Annotated in this window: 13 protein-coding genes; all 13 read right to left on the bottom strand. The window is 43.2% G+C overall.

The genetic code is table 11. The features are described 5' to 3' along the window. Positions 1-101 precede the first annotated feature (101 nt). Positions 102-1,244, bottom strand: coding sequence for a GNAT family N-acetyltransferase (locus DU002_RS17170; RefSeq protein WP_114339678.1), 1,143 nt, complete (start codon positions 1,242-1,244; stop codon positions 102-104). Further along, positions 1,241-2,128, bottom strand: a complete 888-nt coding sequence (locus DU002_RS17165; protein ID WP_233496533.1) for a glycosyltransferase — start codon at positions 2,126-2,128, stop codon at positions 1,241-1,243. Before DU002_RS17165 ends, DU002_RS17170 begins: the two co-directional genes overlap by 4 nt. After that, positions 2,125-3,132 carry a GNAT family N-acetyltransferase gene (locus DU002_RS17160; RefSeq protein ID WP_114339677.1) on the bottom strand — a complete coding sequence of 336 codons (1,008 nt, stop codon included), beginning with the start codon at positions 3,130-3,132 and terminating at the stop codon, positions 2,125-2,127. Before DU002_RS17160 ends, DU002_RS17165 begins: the two co-directional genes overlap by 4 nt. Next, positions 3,107-4,987 carry an asparagine synthase (glutamine-hydrolyzing) gene (gene asnB, locus DU002_RS17155; protein WP_114339676.1) on the bottom strand — a complete coding sequence of 627 codons (1,881 nt, stop codon included), beginning with the start codon at positions 4,985-4,987 and terminating at the stop codon, positions 3,107-3,109. Before asnB ends, DU002_RS17160 begins: the two co-directional genes overlap by 26 nt. Before the next feature lie 3 nt (positions 4,988-4,990). After that, positions 4,991-6,478: a lipopolysaccharide biosynthesis protein gene (locus tag DU002_RS17150; RefSeq protein ID WP_114339675.1), complete on the bottom strand. Its 1,488-nt coding sequence runs from the start codon at positions 6,476-6,478 to the stop codon at positions 4,991-4,993. Between the two features lie 20 nt (positions 6,479-6,498). Further along, complete coding sequence (locus DU002_RS17145; RefSeq protein WP_114339674.1) at positions 6,499-7,626, bottom strand: glycosyltransferase family 4 protein; 1,128 nt, start codon at positions 7,624-7,626, stop codon at positions 6,499-6,501. After that, positions 7,623-9,023, bottom strand: a complete 1,401-nt coding sequence (locus DU002_RS17140) for an O-antigen ligase family protein (protein WP_147271892.1) — start codon at positions 9,021-9,023, stop codon at positions 7,623-7,625. The genes DU002_RS17145 and DU002_RS17140 overlap by 4 nt, the downstream gene beginning before the upstream one ends. Next, complete coding sequence (locus DU002_RS17135) at positions 8,966-10,012, bottom strand: polysaccharide deacetylase family protein (RefSeq protein WP_114339672.1); 1,047 nt, start codon at positions 10,010-10,012, stop codon at positions 8,966-8,968. Before DU002_RS17135 ends, DU002_RS17140 begins: the two co-directional genes overlap by 58 nt. After that, positions 10,012-11,109 carry a glycosyltransferase family 4 protein gene (locus tag DU002_RS17130; RefSeq protein WP_114339671.1) on the bottom strand — a complete coding sequence of 366 codons (1,098 nt, stop codon included), beginning with the start codon at positions 11,107-11,109 and terminating at the stop codon, positions 10,012-10,014. The genes DU002_RS17135 and DU002_RS17130 overlap by 1 nt, the downstream gene beginning before the upstream one ends. Before the next feature lie 14 nt (positions 11,110-11,123). Next, complete coding sequence (locus tag DU002_RS17125; RefSeq protein WP_158538123.1) at positions 11,124-12,002, bottom strand: glycosyltransferase; 879 nt, start codon at positions 12,000-12,002, stop codon at positions 11,124-11,126. A gap of 62 nt (positions 12,003-12,064) precedes the next feature. Beyond that, complete coding sequence (locus DU002_RS17120) at positions 12,065-13,549, bottom strand: hypothetical protein (RefSeq protein ID WP_114339669.1); 1,485 nt, start codon at positions 13,547-13,549, stop codon at positions 12,065-12,067. 82 nt (positions 13,550-13,631) lie between these two features. Next, on the bottom strand, positions 13,632-14,675 hold the full coding sequence (locus DU002_RS17115; protein WP_114339668.1) for a glycosyltransferase family protein: 1,044 nt from the start codon (positions 14,673-14,675) through the stop codon (positions 13,632-13,634). 120 nt (positions 14,676-14,795) lie between these two features. Continuing rightward, complete coding sequence (locus DU002_RS17110) at positions 14,796-16,208, bottom strand: TIGR03013 family XrtA/PEP-CTERM system glycosyltransferase (protein WP_114339667.1); 1,413 nt, start codon at positions 16,206-16,208, stop codon at positions 14,796-14,798. Positions 16,209-16,291 lie beyond the last annotated feature (83 nt).

Here is a 16,291-nt window from a genome sequence, read left to right as displayed (position 1 = left end):
CTAAGCCAAGAACAGCTACATGATGACAAGTGTGGCGGGATGATACTCCAGGGTTTTTTACAAAATCCTGCTCAATTGGACTTAAACAGTACAGATCTACTCTAGCGCCAGAGCAATTTTTTACGTAATTTCGCTGGTAAGCGTTCAAAAAATTTGTACAACGCAAACCGTTTTTTTAGACGAGTTATCCTGACGGTCGCAAATTGGGTTAGCTTTTTGCTAAGGTGCTTTTTGTAAAAAGAGTGTTTGCCAGAACCTGCTAAGAGATCATAACTAACGCAGCTCGAAGTGTTCCAAGCCTCTTCAATTCCGTAGCCCAAATGTAAAGTACCGAGTGAAACCTTAGAGTGATAGTTTTCAAAATATCCTGCTTGGAGGTTGTAACGCTTGCCTCTGCATTCAAGGTCATATAGTGCCGATATCATCTGACCATCATGTTTCATCAACATACAATGTACATTGCTATCAGGTAAAAACGATAGCAGCTTGAGATGAAATTGCTCACTTAGTCCCGTGTAACAACCTTTTTTCCAGCGAGTAGCATGCAACTCGTTGAGCTTCTCGAAAAATTGAGGATATTGCTCTGGCTTGACGCGAATATGCTCGGTTATGCTGTTTTCTTCGAGTCTATTGCGGCGGTTATATAGCTTAAGCCGGGTATTCCTTCCTAACTGCTGTAAATAATTACGGAAAGTCCCACTTATATTGACCTTCACCCCCACGTCCTCTGAGGCCTGTTCAAATACCATTCCATTCATTCGTGCTAATGCGGCAAAAATTCGATAGCCGCGGGTTTCTTTGTCAAGATCACACAGAATCAGTTCATCCCAGTGCACTTCTGATAGCAGGTAGCGCCAGATTGACTGGTAAACTTGTAATTCAAGTGCTGGGTCAACTATTAACCCCATATACTCACTTCTTACCGTTGGAGAAATGCCCCATGCATTGCCAACACTTTGAATTCGGGTGACTCCAGAAACTCCCATATAGTTGACGCTATGCCGATACAATGGCGCAATACCAACTAATTCTCCCTCAATCGTCCGAACAGTGATCAATAAGAGCTCGAGCTTTAAAGCTTGGTTCCAAGATTCCCACCAACTCCAATTCCATGCCCAGCTCAAAAATAGAGGGTCTGCATCAGAACGTTGATGCAAGCGCTCCCACTCATCCCTTAACTGATGAAAGCTGGGCTCATCTATAGTTTCTACCAACAAATAGGAGGAGTCGTTGAATTTATTCACCTTCTTAGAAGCCACTTTAAAATGGCACGCCAAACGTACTTATTATGCCACTGATAATGAAGAGCTTTATTTAGCATCTGCTTCATGCCTGACACATCAGATTTGACATAACGTACTCTCGCCCAGCGAGTATAAAAGAAAGCGAATACTGCATCCCACTCTGATTGGCGCAACAAATTAGGGTTTTGCTGTTGGAACTTCATCAGTGCGCGTTCGTTAGAAAGAAAACGGCGTTCTTTGTCCGATGAAATTTGATCTTCCATGACTCGGTACTGTGCGAAAAAAATCGGCAAGTAGATGAACTCATAATGGGCAGACAACCGCAGCCAAAGCTCATAATCATCTGCAACTTTAAAGCTAGGATCAAAAGTACCATGTCGTTTAAAGCACTCAGCCCGTGCCATTACCGTATTCATAGATACGCAGTTATCTCGAAGCATTTCGGGATAAATTCGTCCACTATGTCGGCGCATATTCTTTTGGCTAGTGATCTTGCCTTCGTCATCAATAAGTTGGTTGTCGCCATAAACAATATCGACAGAGGGATTAGTCTGCATATAGGTGACTTGCGTTTTAAGCTTTCCGGGCAACCATCGGTTGTCTGAATCAAGGAAGCACCAGAGCTCCCCCGTTGCGATAGACATCGCGTTATTTCTAGCGACACATTGGCGCTGATTTTCTTGGTATCTATAGAGCACTTTGCCTTGCTCTATATAGGGGGCAAGTAGCTCTGCGGTTTCATCCGTTGAGCCATCATCAATAATGATAATCTCTATGTTTGTGTAGTCTTGGGCGAACACGCTGTGGATCGCTTCAAGAATGAACTCAGCTCGATTATATGTTGGGATAATGACTGAAACTTTAGGTGACTTAGACTCTATCACTGCCGCATTGCTCCTTTTGCCGCTTGTAGTAACTCTCCATCAGAGTCACCCGCCATTAAATACCAGCCCTTAGATTGAGAATCTGTTTCGCTGTAGATATAAAAACGTTGTTTTCCTGTGGGTAAGAAGCCTGACTGCGCAAGTACAATCAGCCAATCTACATCACTGGATGTACAACTAAGCATATGTTTTTTGCCAAAACGCACATCAACTTCACGCAGTAAATGTCGCCGAATATTGCGCTCATTACCGGGCCCCAAGTAGTCCACAATGCGCACATGCTCTTTGTCTACTTTTAAGACAAGTAATGCAGCAAGCTCTTGCTCATTTCGAAGTGCAAGAAACTGGTAAGAGGCCAAAGGGTGCTGCTGATAACGCCAGTTTAAATATTCGTAATCTCGAATAACACAACGTTGGTAGTCAGGCAGGATCTTTTCATTAAGCGAATCAACTTCTGATTTTTCTGGCAGTTGTGCAAGCCATTCCATCTGACCTTTTATTTTGCTAACGCGTTTAAAAAGGAACTGTAGCGCTTTTTGCAGTGCAAGCCATACCAGATCACGGCTATGCCGTTTGCGGGATAAACGCCTCATCGCCAGTACACGACCACCATTGCGCCAGCCCATTCGTTTAAGGACTTTCACTGCAGAGTCACTGATCCCTAAAGACATAACTCTTGAATATTCAGCTTGCAATGCCAGTTTAACTTGTTTCCCTACACCTTTTCTTCTGGCTTTTGGAGAGACCACAAAATCACAACTCCAAGCCGCTGCAGTGATCTCACCATCGATTGAGACTTTAACGGGCATGACCCCGTTAAATCCGGTTACCTGACGATCACGGTCTACCAAAACGATGGGAGAAAAATTCAACCTATCTTGAAACTGCCAACGCCATATGATCTTTTTAAAGTCTGCATTTCCGAGGAGATCAGTAACACCGTCTATATGTTCATCTGAATAGGGGACTTGAATGATGTCAGGCATTGGATATTGCAAGTTCATCACTCCCAGTACTAGATCGCAGCCAATCTCTAAACATCAGCACAGTCCACAATCCACGACTCATATCTTTCCCTGAAAGGTGTAACTTCCAAAGTTGGATCACGCGTGTTTGATTTAAATGTGCGTCAGGTGAGTGAATAAGCGCTTCAGCCCACTCTCTGAGGGGACCGCGAAGCCATTTAGCGACTGGTACAGCAAATCCTCGTTTTGGCCTATCTACAAGATCTTGTGGCACGTAGCGATATAATAATTGGCGGAGAACTTGTTTACCGACACCGTCAGCTTGGTTCATTTGATAAGGAATACTGAATGCATACTCAGCTAGGCGATGATCCAGAAGCGGAATACGTCCTTCCAAGCTATTAGCCATCGCTGCCCTATCGACCTTGACCAAAATGTCTTCAACCATGTAACTGTCAATGTCGTGCAACAGCATAGCGCTTTCATCTAGCGGAAGGTGGGTGAGGGCAGGTGACAGCGCAACAGGATTCTCCATCAACGATAGCATCTGCTTAGGGTAAACACTTTCTTCATACAGAGTGATAAGATTAGGCATCTGCAGCCATTGTTTGCGCACGTCAAACTTATTGGAACCTGTTACTGCGGCCGCGCCTCCTAATAGCGACGCCAGTATAGTTCTTGCATATGGAGGGATCTTATTGATACTCCGCCAGCGATTGGCAAGGGTTTCATATCTCGAGTACCCGCCAAAAAGCTCGTCACCACCATCACCAGATAACGTAACAGTGACATGCTTTCTCGCCATTTGACTGACCAAAAAAGTAGGAAGCTGTGAAGAATCTGCAAAAGGTTCGTCGTACACTTGAGCCATTCTCGGCACCAATGCCAGCGCATCTTCTGCTGTTACATATAGCTCAGTGTGCTCACAGCCAAGATGATTTGCTACTTTGGCAGCGTGTTCGGCTTCGTTAAAGTCTGGTTCATGAAAACCGATAGAAAAGGTTTTTGTTGGTTTAGTGGAAACGGATTGCATCGCCGCAACAACCAATGAAGAATCTATACCACCAGATAAGAACGCACCAAGTGGTACATCTGCCACCATTTGTTGCTTGACGGACTGAAGCAACAAACTATCAACATTAGCTATAGCTTCTTGGCGTGATGCAGCGGGGCGCTTTCTCGCTTCATGCGCCACCTGGTGCACATCCCAGTAACAGTGTTTCGTGGGTTGCTGATCCGATGTACCCACATCGACACTCAACCAATGACCCGGATTCAATTTATAGATATCGCGAAAAATTGAGCGTGGTGCATTGACCCGAGTGTAAACGAGGTATTCAGCCAAGGCTTGTTCACATATAGGGGCGTTGAAGTAAGGCGTCGTGCGAATAGATGACAATTCAGACGCAAAGAGGAACACTCCCTGCTGAACGCCATAATATAATGGCTTCTCACCAAAGCGGTCTCGAGCTAGTTTAAGGCGCCCTTCCATCTGATCGTATAGCGCCAGAGCGAACATGCCGACAGTTTTCTTTAATGTCTGTTCAAAGCCCCAACGAATAAACCCATTGAGTAGAACTTCTGTATCGCTGTGGCCAATGAAATTGACCCCCACCCCCTCTAGTTCTTGCCTAAGCTCCTGAAAATTATATATTTCACCATTAAACACCAATGAGTACTGGCCACATGAAGAAAGCATGGGCTGCGCACCCAAGGGACTCAATTCGACAACAGCTAACCTTGCATGACCAAGTACGACACCTGAATGCTCAGAAAACCAGTGTCCAGCACTGTCCGGTCCTCGATGATGCAACCGGCCAACCATTTGCTTAATGGTTGACTCTGCCGATACTCTTGTCGCACTAGGATCTATAAAACCTGCTATCCCACACATTGTCTATCCCTTGTTGACAACTTTCCGTTTAATCAAATTCACCATCATTTGTCGATCTTGGCTGGGCAAAAAACACACCATGATGGCGATGTAGGCAACACTTCCGATGGCCCCTGTTATCACAATGTTTGCGAAGCTATCAAATGCCCAAATGGAGTGAATGAAATATATCATTCCGGCTGCACCTAACACGGGCCATAGATGGGGTAAAATAACCATTCTTACATAGCTGGAGCGGGACAGCTCAAGTTGTTCGCAAGTTTTACCTAAAATTCGCCACTGAATAAAAACGGTTGGTATTGCTGCGGCAAGAGCGACACCTTCTAACCCCCAAATATTAACCAAAACCAAGCTAAGGCAAAGGCTGATAGATGCAGACCATACAGCAAGCTTGGCCAAAATACCGTGTTCACCTAACGCAGTAAGATAGCGACTTGCTAGTGGATTTAGTAGTTGTAACATCACGTTAGCTAGCAACAGGTAAAGTATATATCGTGCTGGCTCTCGGTACTCAGGTCCAATCCATACCGAAATAAAGTCAGGCCCTAATCCTGCACTGCATACGCTTAACATCAAGACAATAGCCACCACGTAACGGGACGCGGTGAGATAATATTGTTGGCTTTTTTCATTGTCGTCTCTAGCTTGTAAGTCGCTAAAAAGAGGCAAAAAAGCATGGGTTATGCTCATCGTGAGCATACGTATATGGCGAATCAAACTTGCAGGCAACGCATAGAAAATAATGGTTGCCGGCCCCATAAACGCAGCGATGACGAAATTGTCAGCATTGTGGCTAATGCGCGTCGCTGCTCCTTGGATAAATGACTTAATACCAAAGCCAAGCAGTTCTCTCAGCGTTTCAAGCTTACAATGACTAGGTGAAAACTTGATTTGACCATATTTAGGCCTAGACAGAAGCCAAAAGTAGATTAAAAACTTTGTCATGGTGCCGATAGCATTAATGAGCGCGAGTGCTATCAGGCCATTCTCTGGTGTGATGACAGAATAGATCACGGCAGCACCAATCAAAGAGTTAACAAGCATCACCTTGTTCATGACATGATAATGCTGTAACCCCTCAAGAAAGCTAACTGCAACATACCCTGGAAAGACAACAAGTAGTTGTGCTCCTAATATGAGGAGCAGCAGTGCATAACGTGCATGGTCACTTTCAGGTGCTGCAATGCTGCCAGGAAAAAACAGTGCCCAAAATAAGAAGATGACGGACAAGAAGACGCCAACACTCAGCATAAAGAGAAGTGATGTCGAATACACTGTCACCATGTTTTCTTTATCGTTTTGGGCATTATATCGGGCAGCAAATCGGCTGATCGTCGGTTTTAAGCCGAGATCAAGCATCCCCATATATCCCAGTACAGAGCCGATAATTTCCCATATGCCATAGTCGTAATTGCCTAAGCTACGAACTACGATCGGTGTCATCACAAAGGTAATGCATAGTTTTATCAGCAAAATACCTACGTTTGACATGGAGTTTTGTATAACGCGCTTCACTTGCTTGATTCTACTTTGAGGTAAACATCCGCAAGGGCTTTTGCAGCACTATCAACGCTGTAGCGCGTGCAGGCAATATCAGCGAATGCTTCAAAACGGGTTCGTTGTTCTGGATTGAGCATCAACGATCGAATAGCGTCGGCAATCTGTTCAGCGTTTCTTGGTTCAACTTGCCATGCGGGAGTGTCTTTTAGCACTTCCCTTAGGCCGACACAGTTGGTTGCAACAATGGGAACGCCTGCGCAAAGCGCTTCCATAGCTAGAAGTCCGCACGCTTCCCAAAGCGAGGGCATGGCAATCATATCAAGCCCCTTCATTGAGCCACCCACATCATCCGTGTATGGAAGAAAGGTGAAATATTCGTTTAGGCCTTTTTCTTCAATTAATGCTCTATCTTCTCTAACAAAGCCACTTACGCTTCCAAAAGCCACTATCAAAGGTTTACTTGGCAGCGTTTTGTCTTTTGAAAGTGAAGCAATCGCGTCAATTAAATATCTGAAACCTTTTTGAGACATAAAGCGTCCCATAAAGCCAATCAGAAAACGTCCGTGGCACTGTTCATATTCGCGTTGTAAATCGATTGCAGTTGATTGCTTAAAATACTCAGTATCGATGCCGTTTAATATTGGGGTGACAGGGGCTCCTCTCATGCCCGGTAAGTATTCATATAAGTTTTCGGCACAATCTTTACTAACCGTCGTTACATGGTCCATTTGCCTGAATATACGGGTTAAGAGCCACTTTTTGGCTGGAGCATACCAGGCGTGAAATTGTCCTGGTTGGAACACGTCATGCACGGTGAGAATATGTTTCTTTTTTGCCAGCGTTACTGGAATAACTGTAGCAACAGAAGATGTAAACCCGTGAGAATGTACGAGGTCAAAATCCTTTTCCGCCATGACTGCTCTTGTGGCTTTTGCTATGCCTTTTAAGCTTGCTTCAGCGGCCTTTAAGGTAAATCTCGAGCTCGACAGGTATTCACCAAAATAGCGTGAAAAATCAAGGTCAGGAGCCACAATCGTAAACTCGTAATCATTAAAGTAGGGAGTTTGATAAACGTAACGAAGGTAATTACGGATCCCACTGATTGGCCAACGGACTATCAACAGCACAGATTTTTTCATAGCGTTCCTTTTGCCTTATCTTCCTGCTCAAGGTCGATAGAAGTCGCCTTACGCTCAATTAATAATGTAGTAACAGCACATAGGCCGCCAAATAAGTACCAATAGTAAACGGATAGGCCCCAGTAATTTATGCTGTAAACAACATACATCCAAAAACATGCCGTCATGGCTAGTACTAAGTCTTTCTCGAACGAGATTTTCTCCGCCAACTCATCAGATTCACTGCTTTTTTTAATGAGCTCTTTAATACGTTTCAGGTTCATGTATATGACATATAAAAACCGCATAAAAATGAAAAAACCTATTATTCCTATTTCAATAATAAGCTCAGCATAAAGACTATGGGAGGCTTGTGTCCTTCCAAGCTTGTGATATTTTGCCTCTGCAGTCGTACCAACGCCATGACCAAAGGCTGGATAGTTCATCGCTAATTCTAGTTCGCCCGCAATGCCTGACACTCTGCCTGAAGCAGACCCCGCCCCTCTAACATCCGCTCCGGTAAGCGACAAATAGCGATCTTTCTGTATATCACTCATCTGACTCCACCCTCCGATAGAAATACAGATGGCAACTACTATCAGTAATGGCTTCCTAGTGGAATTTTTAAAAATGAACCAAGCAACAACAAGTAAAGCTATCAAGGCGCCACGACTCATGGTTAAGACTAAAGCCCAAAGCAACATTCCTAGCAGGGAAAAATATATTAGCTTTATGAACCAGCTTTTTTTAATCATAAAATAATGAAGGAAGGGCACTAATGTAACAATGACAAAGCCTAATTCGTTGCCATTAATAACATCATAGGGTCCGCCAGCAAGTCTATTATGGGCGGTGCCGCCCATATAAGTGCTACTGCCCCAGTATCCTTCGGTAAGATTGAGGTAAAGAGGTTCTAGAACGCGAAAGGTTTGACACCCAATAAAAATAAATAGGAACCACCGAAGTCGGTTATTTGTATCAACGATTAAAAGAGTAAAGTAGAAGAAAACAATTGCCCTAATAAAATCAGGAATATTTTCTCTAAGAACGCTGCCAGGCCACTTAACAAAAGGAATTGTAATGATTATGTAGACAAATAGAATGCCTAGTATTTTCCCTGTCGGCGTTTGAAACTTTTCTTTAAGTCGGCCAAGATTAAAAACGAGAAGGAGAGAGATAATGCCAACTAATATTAAGGTTGGTCGGATTGAACTTACCCCGGGTATACGAGCTGATATTCGAATAAAGAAATCTATGGTAAAAACCATATACAAAAAAAAGCAAATAGTGGGTACTGGAGGCGAAATTATACTTTGCTGAATACGCGCAGTAAGGTTTGAGTTATTCGGAAGCATCTTTTCTAAATGGCCTTTAGCTGCTTGAAATAGCGATGCTGGGAAATACGCCGAGATAACCACTGAACCCCATATACTATCTTTTTAAAGTGGAAAGGGTTTGTCGTAGCTGCAAATCGTGGAAGGGCATATAGATCATGCAACGTGACATATTCACAATGTGCCGATACAGCGCAGCCAAATTCTGAAGCTTTAACCATTTTTATGGTTTCATTATTGAAATCTTCAGGTTGACCGTTGGGATAACAGAAATGAGGCACACATGCTCCTAACTCTACTTCCAGTCGCGCTTTACTTTGATTGATCTCTTCTAAAGCCCGCGATGGCAGTTCGCCACTTAAAGTAGGATGCATCACCGTATGGGCACCGATATCTACAATGCCAGATTCTGCCATTTCCCTTAAACCATCCCAGCTAACGGGAGCATAATTATCTGGTGCCGAGGCTGCGATGTGGTATGCATTTAAATCTGCCGCTTCACGTAGCCATGCCAACTTAGTACTTAGATTTAGCGGCATCAGGTAACTATTAAGTATCTTCCTAGTACTTTTCCGATCTTTAGTTTGCGCGATATTCTTTGTTATCTTTTGAGGGGTGTGCTGCGGCCAGTGTGCGGTCTCAATATCGATATTCTTCAATAGGTCGGTGAGCATATCTGGCCATAACCAAGTCTTCCCATCGACAAAGCCGGTGGTTACAAAGAAACTGACGGGAATACCTAGCGCCTTGAATTCTGGATATGCGTACTGATAAAAGTCGTCATAACCATCGTCAACGGTTAGCACTATTGCGTGCTCAGGAAGAGGGGCTCCACCGTTTAGCGACTGAACAAGCTGACCTAACGAAACAACGTTAAAATCGCGTTTTAAAATGCTCAATTGCTGGCGTAGTGTTACTAAATCAACAAAGCCGTGTTTTGGTGTATCACTAAAGCGATGATACATCAAAATACGCGGCTGTCTTTTAGTCAATAGGCGGGCTAATTGGTATCCACCTAATTCTGCAGTGAATCGGACAATTCTGGATTTGCTACGTTTTAGTTGCCCCAGCATTATTGCAACGTCCCTTTTAGCAGCTGATGATAGAGGTCTTCATAGGATTCTAACATCTTATGCATAGAAAACCTTTCTGATACGCTTTGGCGTGCTGAATCGCTCATACGTTGGCGAAGGGCGGTATCATTTAGAAGGCGTTCAATATGTTCAGCTAAAGCATCTACATCACCAACTTCATATAAATAGCCATTCACACCATGACTGACAATTTCCGGATTGCCACCAGTATTACTACACACAACGGGCTTCGCAAATTGAAGGTATTCAATAATTGCATTTGAAAAGCCTTCTGATTCACTGCATAGCAACGCAATATCAAAGCGATTGATATAGTGTTGTGGACATTCTTGCCCACCAACGCAGTGTAATCTGCGTGAGACTCCTAATTTTTCTGCTTGTATTAGTAGCGAGGAGGGATCCCCTGCTCCAACAATGACTAGCTGTAAATCGGGTATGGAAGGTGTCAGTTTGGCTAATGCTAAAACCGCATCATGCATACGCTTGATGGGCCGAATATTAGCCACAATACCTAGAACAGGACCCTTTGGGATATTGACATCTACCATAGAGCTTTGGCTAAAGGAATATCCGTTATAGATCACTCGAACCTTCGTTGACGAAACGTGCTCTTTAATGGCGGTTATGTCACCAACTGCCTTACTGTTCACAGCGACAGCATCGATAAATCGGCTGTTAAATCGCAATATTTTTAATAAGTTATTACTATACCAAAATCCCATGTCTCTGCGAGAAATGACTACTTTACAGCCCGATAAACTCAAAAATAGTGGCGAAATAACCGAGACATCGTTAAAAAATGTTTGGGCTATTTGGAACCTTCCATTTTTCAGCTTATAACTAAGTTTGAGTAGCTTTAGGACTGTTATCGGAGATGCCATTTTGGAGATATTCAAAATCTCAATGGTGACCCCTAGCTCTCCGCTGGCAAGGTAGCTACTATTACGCAAAGAAAAAACGGTGATCTTGTGCCCCCGATTTTTCATACCTTGCACTAATTGAATAAACTGTCCTTCTGTCCCTGCGTTTGGGTTGCCCAGCGTATCTATTAAATACGCAATATTGAGCTGATCCATTATTAAATTCTTCCCTAAGTTATTAGTTCCTTGCGGCAGAGGACGCGAACAGATCTCGCAGGATCTAAATATCCTGCTGTTAAAAGGTGACCAATAGCGGAAAGAAACTGACCATTTCTCTTTCGGCACTGATAAAGACGAAAATGAAGAACAGCTTTCCGGCTTCGAATAATGTTAGAGGGATAATTGAAGCGCCTAATTGCTTTATCTAAAATATAGAAACCATTTTGCCAGCGAATATGAGCGCGCGTACTGCTAATCGATTCAGGATGGCGGCGATATGCAAAAAGAGGAGTGTTTATATATGCTAATTTAGTCGTTTCGGCAATACGAATGGCCATGTCGTGATCTTGAGCTGCACGTAATGATTCATCAAATTCACCCACTTTTCTTATTACCTCACTCCTCACCAAAGAGTTGGTAGGTACGAAGAAATAACAATCTTTAAGCACTCTTCCGGGATCGCTACACTCTCTATGGTCTTCGTTATATATCGGGTAAAGGTGATTTCTGTTTGGATCGACAGCTGTTCCGTTAGCGTACACTAAGCCAATATCATTATGCTGTTGCAAATAGGCCACTTGAATTTCTAGCTTTTCTGGGAGCCAATAGTCATCACTATCGAGAATAGCGATAAACTCACCCTTTGCATGTTTCAATCCTAAGTTAATCGCAGCCGATTGACCTTTATTGGCTCGCCCTGGATGTTCAAGAATACTTATTCTTTCATCATCAAAAGACTCCAAAATGTTGCGCGTATTGTCAGTACTTCCATCGTCAACAACAATTAGTTCAAAATTTTGAAATGTTTGATACAGTACAGAGTTAATTGTTTCTTCAATGTATGCCTCCCTATTGTATGCGGGAATGATTACTGAAACCGAAACTGCCACGGACAACTCCTTGTGAAACAACGATAGCGCTGCCAAAAATCATAATAATTATATTAAACAAGCTAGTTTATAACGACTGGGCTGGGCTTAGCCTTACAATCGAGACAAAGTCGCATCCCTTTAGGATTAGGTCTATTTTCTTTATCAAAGACGTATAAATATAATGACCCTGTAACTTTTTCAAAGCTCCCCAGATCAAGATTGAATGTCACGGATTTGTCAGACCAAGTTTGAGGAAATTGTATTTCAGTATGTGTAACATCATTCCAATCTGGTGCATCACCTACCATAATTCGCTGTGGCGTGTAATCAAAATATATCTCACTTATCTCTGTCTTCTGATACGTTTGGACCTTACCATCAAATCCTATTAAACCAATATTTGGGCGAAGGTATGGGTGGTTTTGCGTGTTGTCTTCGATGCCGTCGACATAACTCGGGTCGGGAATGGAAATGTTTTCTTTATCAACCGTAACGTCATGAATTAGCCTCTTATCGATCCAGCCAAATGCCGTTGTATGATCAATGAATGAGTCTTCTTGGGCTCTAGTAACATTTAGATTAAGGTGATCTAAATCCAGGTAATATTCCATATGAACCCAGCGACCAACAGCACCGTCATAGTTAGGCTCAGAATTTTTAGTTAAGCCAGCTAATACTGAATTAGTCCATGACCATCTCATGTACTTTCCGCTTGTATGGTCCCAGATTCTGATGAATTTATTGGCCCCAGGGTTTTCATCACGCGCACTTAGTATTGCAGTGGCGCCACTGTTGTTTCCTGTAATTGTAGAGCCTAAATCTTTGCTGTAATAAGCATCATCAATTTCGATATGAGCAATTTCACTTCCATCTTCCTCAGATGTTATATATACAATTCTTCCAGACTTTCCATTTGACAATCGAAGCTCTTCGCCCACTAGATCTTCACCGTTTAATTCAAAATCACCCTGCCTATCCTCTAAAACATATCGATAATAATTGTGCGGATGCACTAGAATTTTCATCCACCATGACAAATAGAATTTATTTTCTAGGACGACAGTTTTAGAAGGGTCTTCCGGATCTTCTTGCACGTAGTGTTTGGTATTTTCCTCGCTAGTGACTGAAGGCCAACCTAAGTACGACTTCGGTCCAAGCATATAATAATGCGCATTTAGGTATGGTGTTCGATGTTCTCTTTCTTTTGTAATGATAGGAGGCACTGCGCCCATGCTGTAATTACTTGCTTTTGTCCAGATAGTATTTGGGTCTTCGTCCCGTCGAAGAATTGGCTGCCCTTCTTCAAAGTTACGTTGGTGTTCATTGATCACACCGTTTTCCCAAGCAACGTCTGCTCTATCGTAAAGCTTTGGTGCGGCCTGCTCTTTCTCTCCAAAGCCAGAGCCCGTGACTGTGATCAGACTTCCTTGCTGGAGCTGGGGATCAGACGCGTCGGCGCTTTTGACTTCAGGCTCGGCGCTCGCCAGAGAACTCAAGCCAAGGAATGTAAGCCCAACATATGTAACAACTAGTCGTCTTATCGTTTTCGTGACAGCAAATTTCATCGTTCCTCTCCAGGCTACATTGCTAAGTCGAAGTTTAGCAAATGGACACAAAGTCGCCATTAACACTTTCCGTTCATCAGTATCATCGTCTAGATTCAGTGTATAAGCTTTGGGTTTGGCAATTAAACAGAGTGCCCACATTATGTGTGAATTGCTTATAGTTTTCTTGATGCCATGTTAGTCCTTTTTGTGCCATTTCTCTAACTTCGTTTTCTTTCATTTCCGTTGTTTTTTCAATGGCATCCTCTAGTGCTCTTGTGTCTACCGCGAACAGGTCTGACAAGCCCTGCTGCCCTACTTTATCGGCTTTGACTAAAACTGAAAAATCTCGCTTTGCAATCTCGTTCATTGGAGGTGCATCGGTGACTATGGGCACACAACCCATTGCAATACCTTCCGACATAGTTAAACCATAGCCTTCAACCATTGTTGGATGAATATGAAAGGGGTGGGCAGCCATCAGAGCAGCAAATTCTTCCTCGGTTAAGAACTTCGTTATAATCTCTACGTTAGCCGGAATGGCTATATCAGGCAGGCGGTGGCTACCAATCAAGACTGTGAGGGGAGGCCAATCAGGGTGCTTTGACCATAGATTTATCAATGTTTTTGTGCCTCGATTAGCACTGTTTCCGCCACGGTGTAAATAACGAATAGGATTTTGATTTAGAGGAAGTAGTGAGGTTCGTGATGGACCTCCAGAAGTGAAACCTAAATAGCTTGTTTTGCATTTTATTTTTTTAAAAATTCCTTCGGCGTACCTGCTTTTTGTTAGGACTTCATCAACTAAGCTTATTAGCGGTACTGAGCTTTTTGAAAACCATTCTTGATTGGGTATCAAAAAGTTTTTCTTTGCACGCATAGCTAAAAGTGGATTTATGCGTTGTATATGTACCATGATGGTATATTTTTCTTTTAAAAAAAAAGCTAATACCTTACATATGAAAGCAATAGTGAAAAAATAAAATTTACGTAATCGCCATGGTAAATAGTTTTGTATATTAGAGTTCTTCTTGTAGAAAATGATTGAATCAATACCTAAATCTTTTAATACGTTTTTTAAGATTAGTGCATCTTTTTGAATGCCGTAGCCGGTATCATCTACACATATGGCAACTGATTCTTTCATCCACGATTTCCTTTCCCTGATATCATTAGTTTCCGCCTAATGACATTACCTTTTATCCAGGTTTTTAGTGCTCGACAACCGTCATTGTTCACATGAACAAGATAAGATTTATATTAGATCTTATCTTGCCCCTTTCTTAAACAATACAACTTCGACGGTTTGAATAAAGATGAAGATATCCAATAGAAAACTGCGATGTTTGACGTAGTAGAGGTCATATTTAAGCTTTTCAAGTGCATCTTCTTCGCTGGCTCCGTAGGGGTAGCACAATTGTGCCCACCCTGTCAGACCAGGTTTGACCGAGTGTCGCTCAGAATAATACGGCAGCTTCTCTGCCAATTTGTCTACGAATTCAGGACGCTCTGGACGTGGGCCAACAAAGCCCATTTCTCCCTTCAGTACGTTTATGAGTTGAGGTAACTCATCTAATCGATACTTGCGAATAATTTCTCCAACTTTGGTCACGCGGTCATCGTCTTTCTTTGCCCATTGAGCACCGTTAGTTTCAGCATCGGAACGCATACTTCTAAACTTAATGATATTGAAAGGGTGCCCACCTAACCCTATGCGCTCTTGGCGATACAGTATGCTGCCGCCGCGGCGACCATCCTCTAGCCAGATAGCTAACGCAGTTCCTATCATCAGAGGCCAACAGAAGAACACTAACAGTAGTGCCAGGCTAGTATTAAGGATCCAGTCTAATTGAGAGCGTAGGTTGTCTGCGGGTTTGAAACCGTTGGAATAGATCATCCAGGAAGGATAAATAAGGTTGACGGCTATTTGGCCTGTTTCTCGTTCTATAAAACTCAAAATATCAGTGATTTCTACGCCACGAAGCTTGCACTCAAACAATTCTCTCACTGGAAGTTGCTGTCTGCGCTCATCACAGGCAACGATTATTTCGTCGATATTATGCTTTGCAATATACTCAACTAAAGGAGTTTTAGAATCGACATAAAGTTGGTCAGATATTTCGTTTTCTTTATCTCCCTGCATCGGGATATAGCCACAGACAAAGAAGTTCCTTCGGTCTACCTTCCGACGCATCCGCTTTTCAATTATTGACGCACGCTGGCCGGCGCCAAGTACCAAAATTCTGCGGCGGAATGCTCCTAGTCCAGGGATTTTCGGACTTAACATGCGAAATAGGCCCAACAGGCCTATAGCTAACAAGGTGGCGCTAAGGAACCTCGAGGGACTTGGGGTGAGCGCAGGAAAAACAGTGCTAAGCGCGGCAAGTAGGCCAAACGTGAGAATCATCGCCAAACCGATACGCCTGAGCACCCCGCGAGAATGCTCGCGAAGTCTAGGGTTATAGAGCCCCATAGCGAAGAGTGACAACATTCCAATAACAGCGAATGTTATAAACTCTGCAGCCGACGCATTGCCAATGGTGGCAGAGTTTTGTGAGTGAAGAGTAACTAACCAAGGCTCTGCGAGCACGCAGAGGTGGAGGGCCACTAATAACAGAAAGCTCTCTACTACGACCAAAACGAACACGCCATGGCCACCGCTTTTTAAATCGGGCGTCATCTATTTACATCCAATGTAGATTTTGTTTCCACGCGAACAATATAGTTTATAGCGTTTATGAGGTAGACACCAATCAGTGTCAG

Origin of the sequence: Corallincola holothuriorum, assembly GCF_003336225.1 — a bacterium.
In the GTDB taxonomy this organism is placed as follows: Bacteria; Pseudomonadota; Gammaproteobacteria; order Enterobacterales; family Neiellaceae; genus Corallincola; species Corallincola holothuriorum.
The sequence above is the reverse complement of the archived record's forward strand: the minus strand, read 5'-3'. Positions and strand labels throughout refer to the sequence as shown.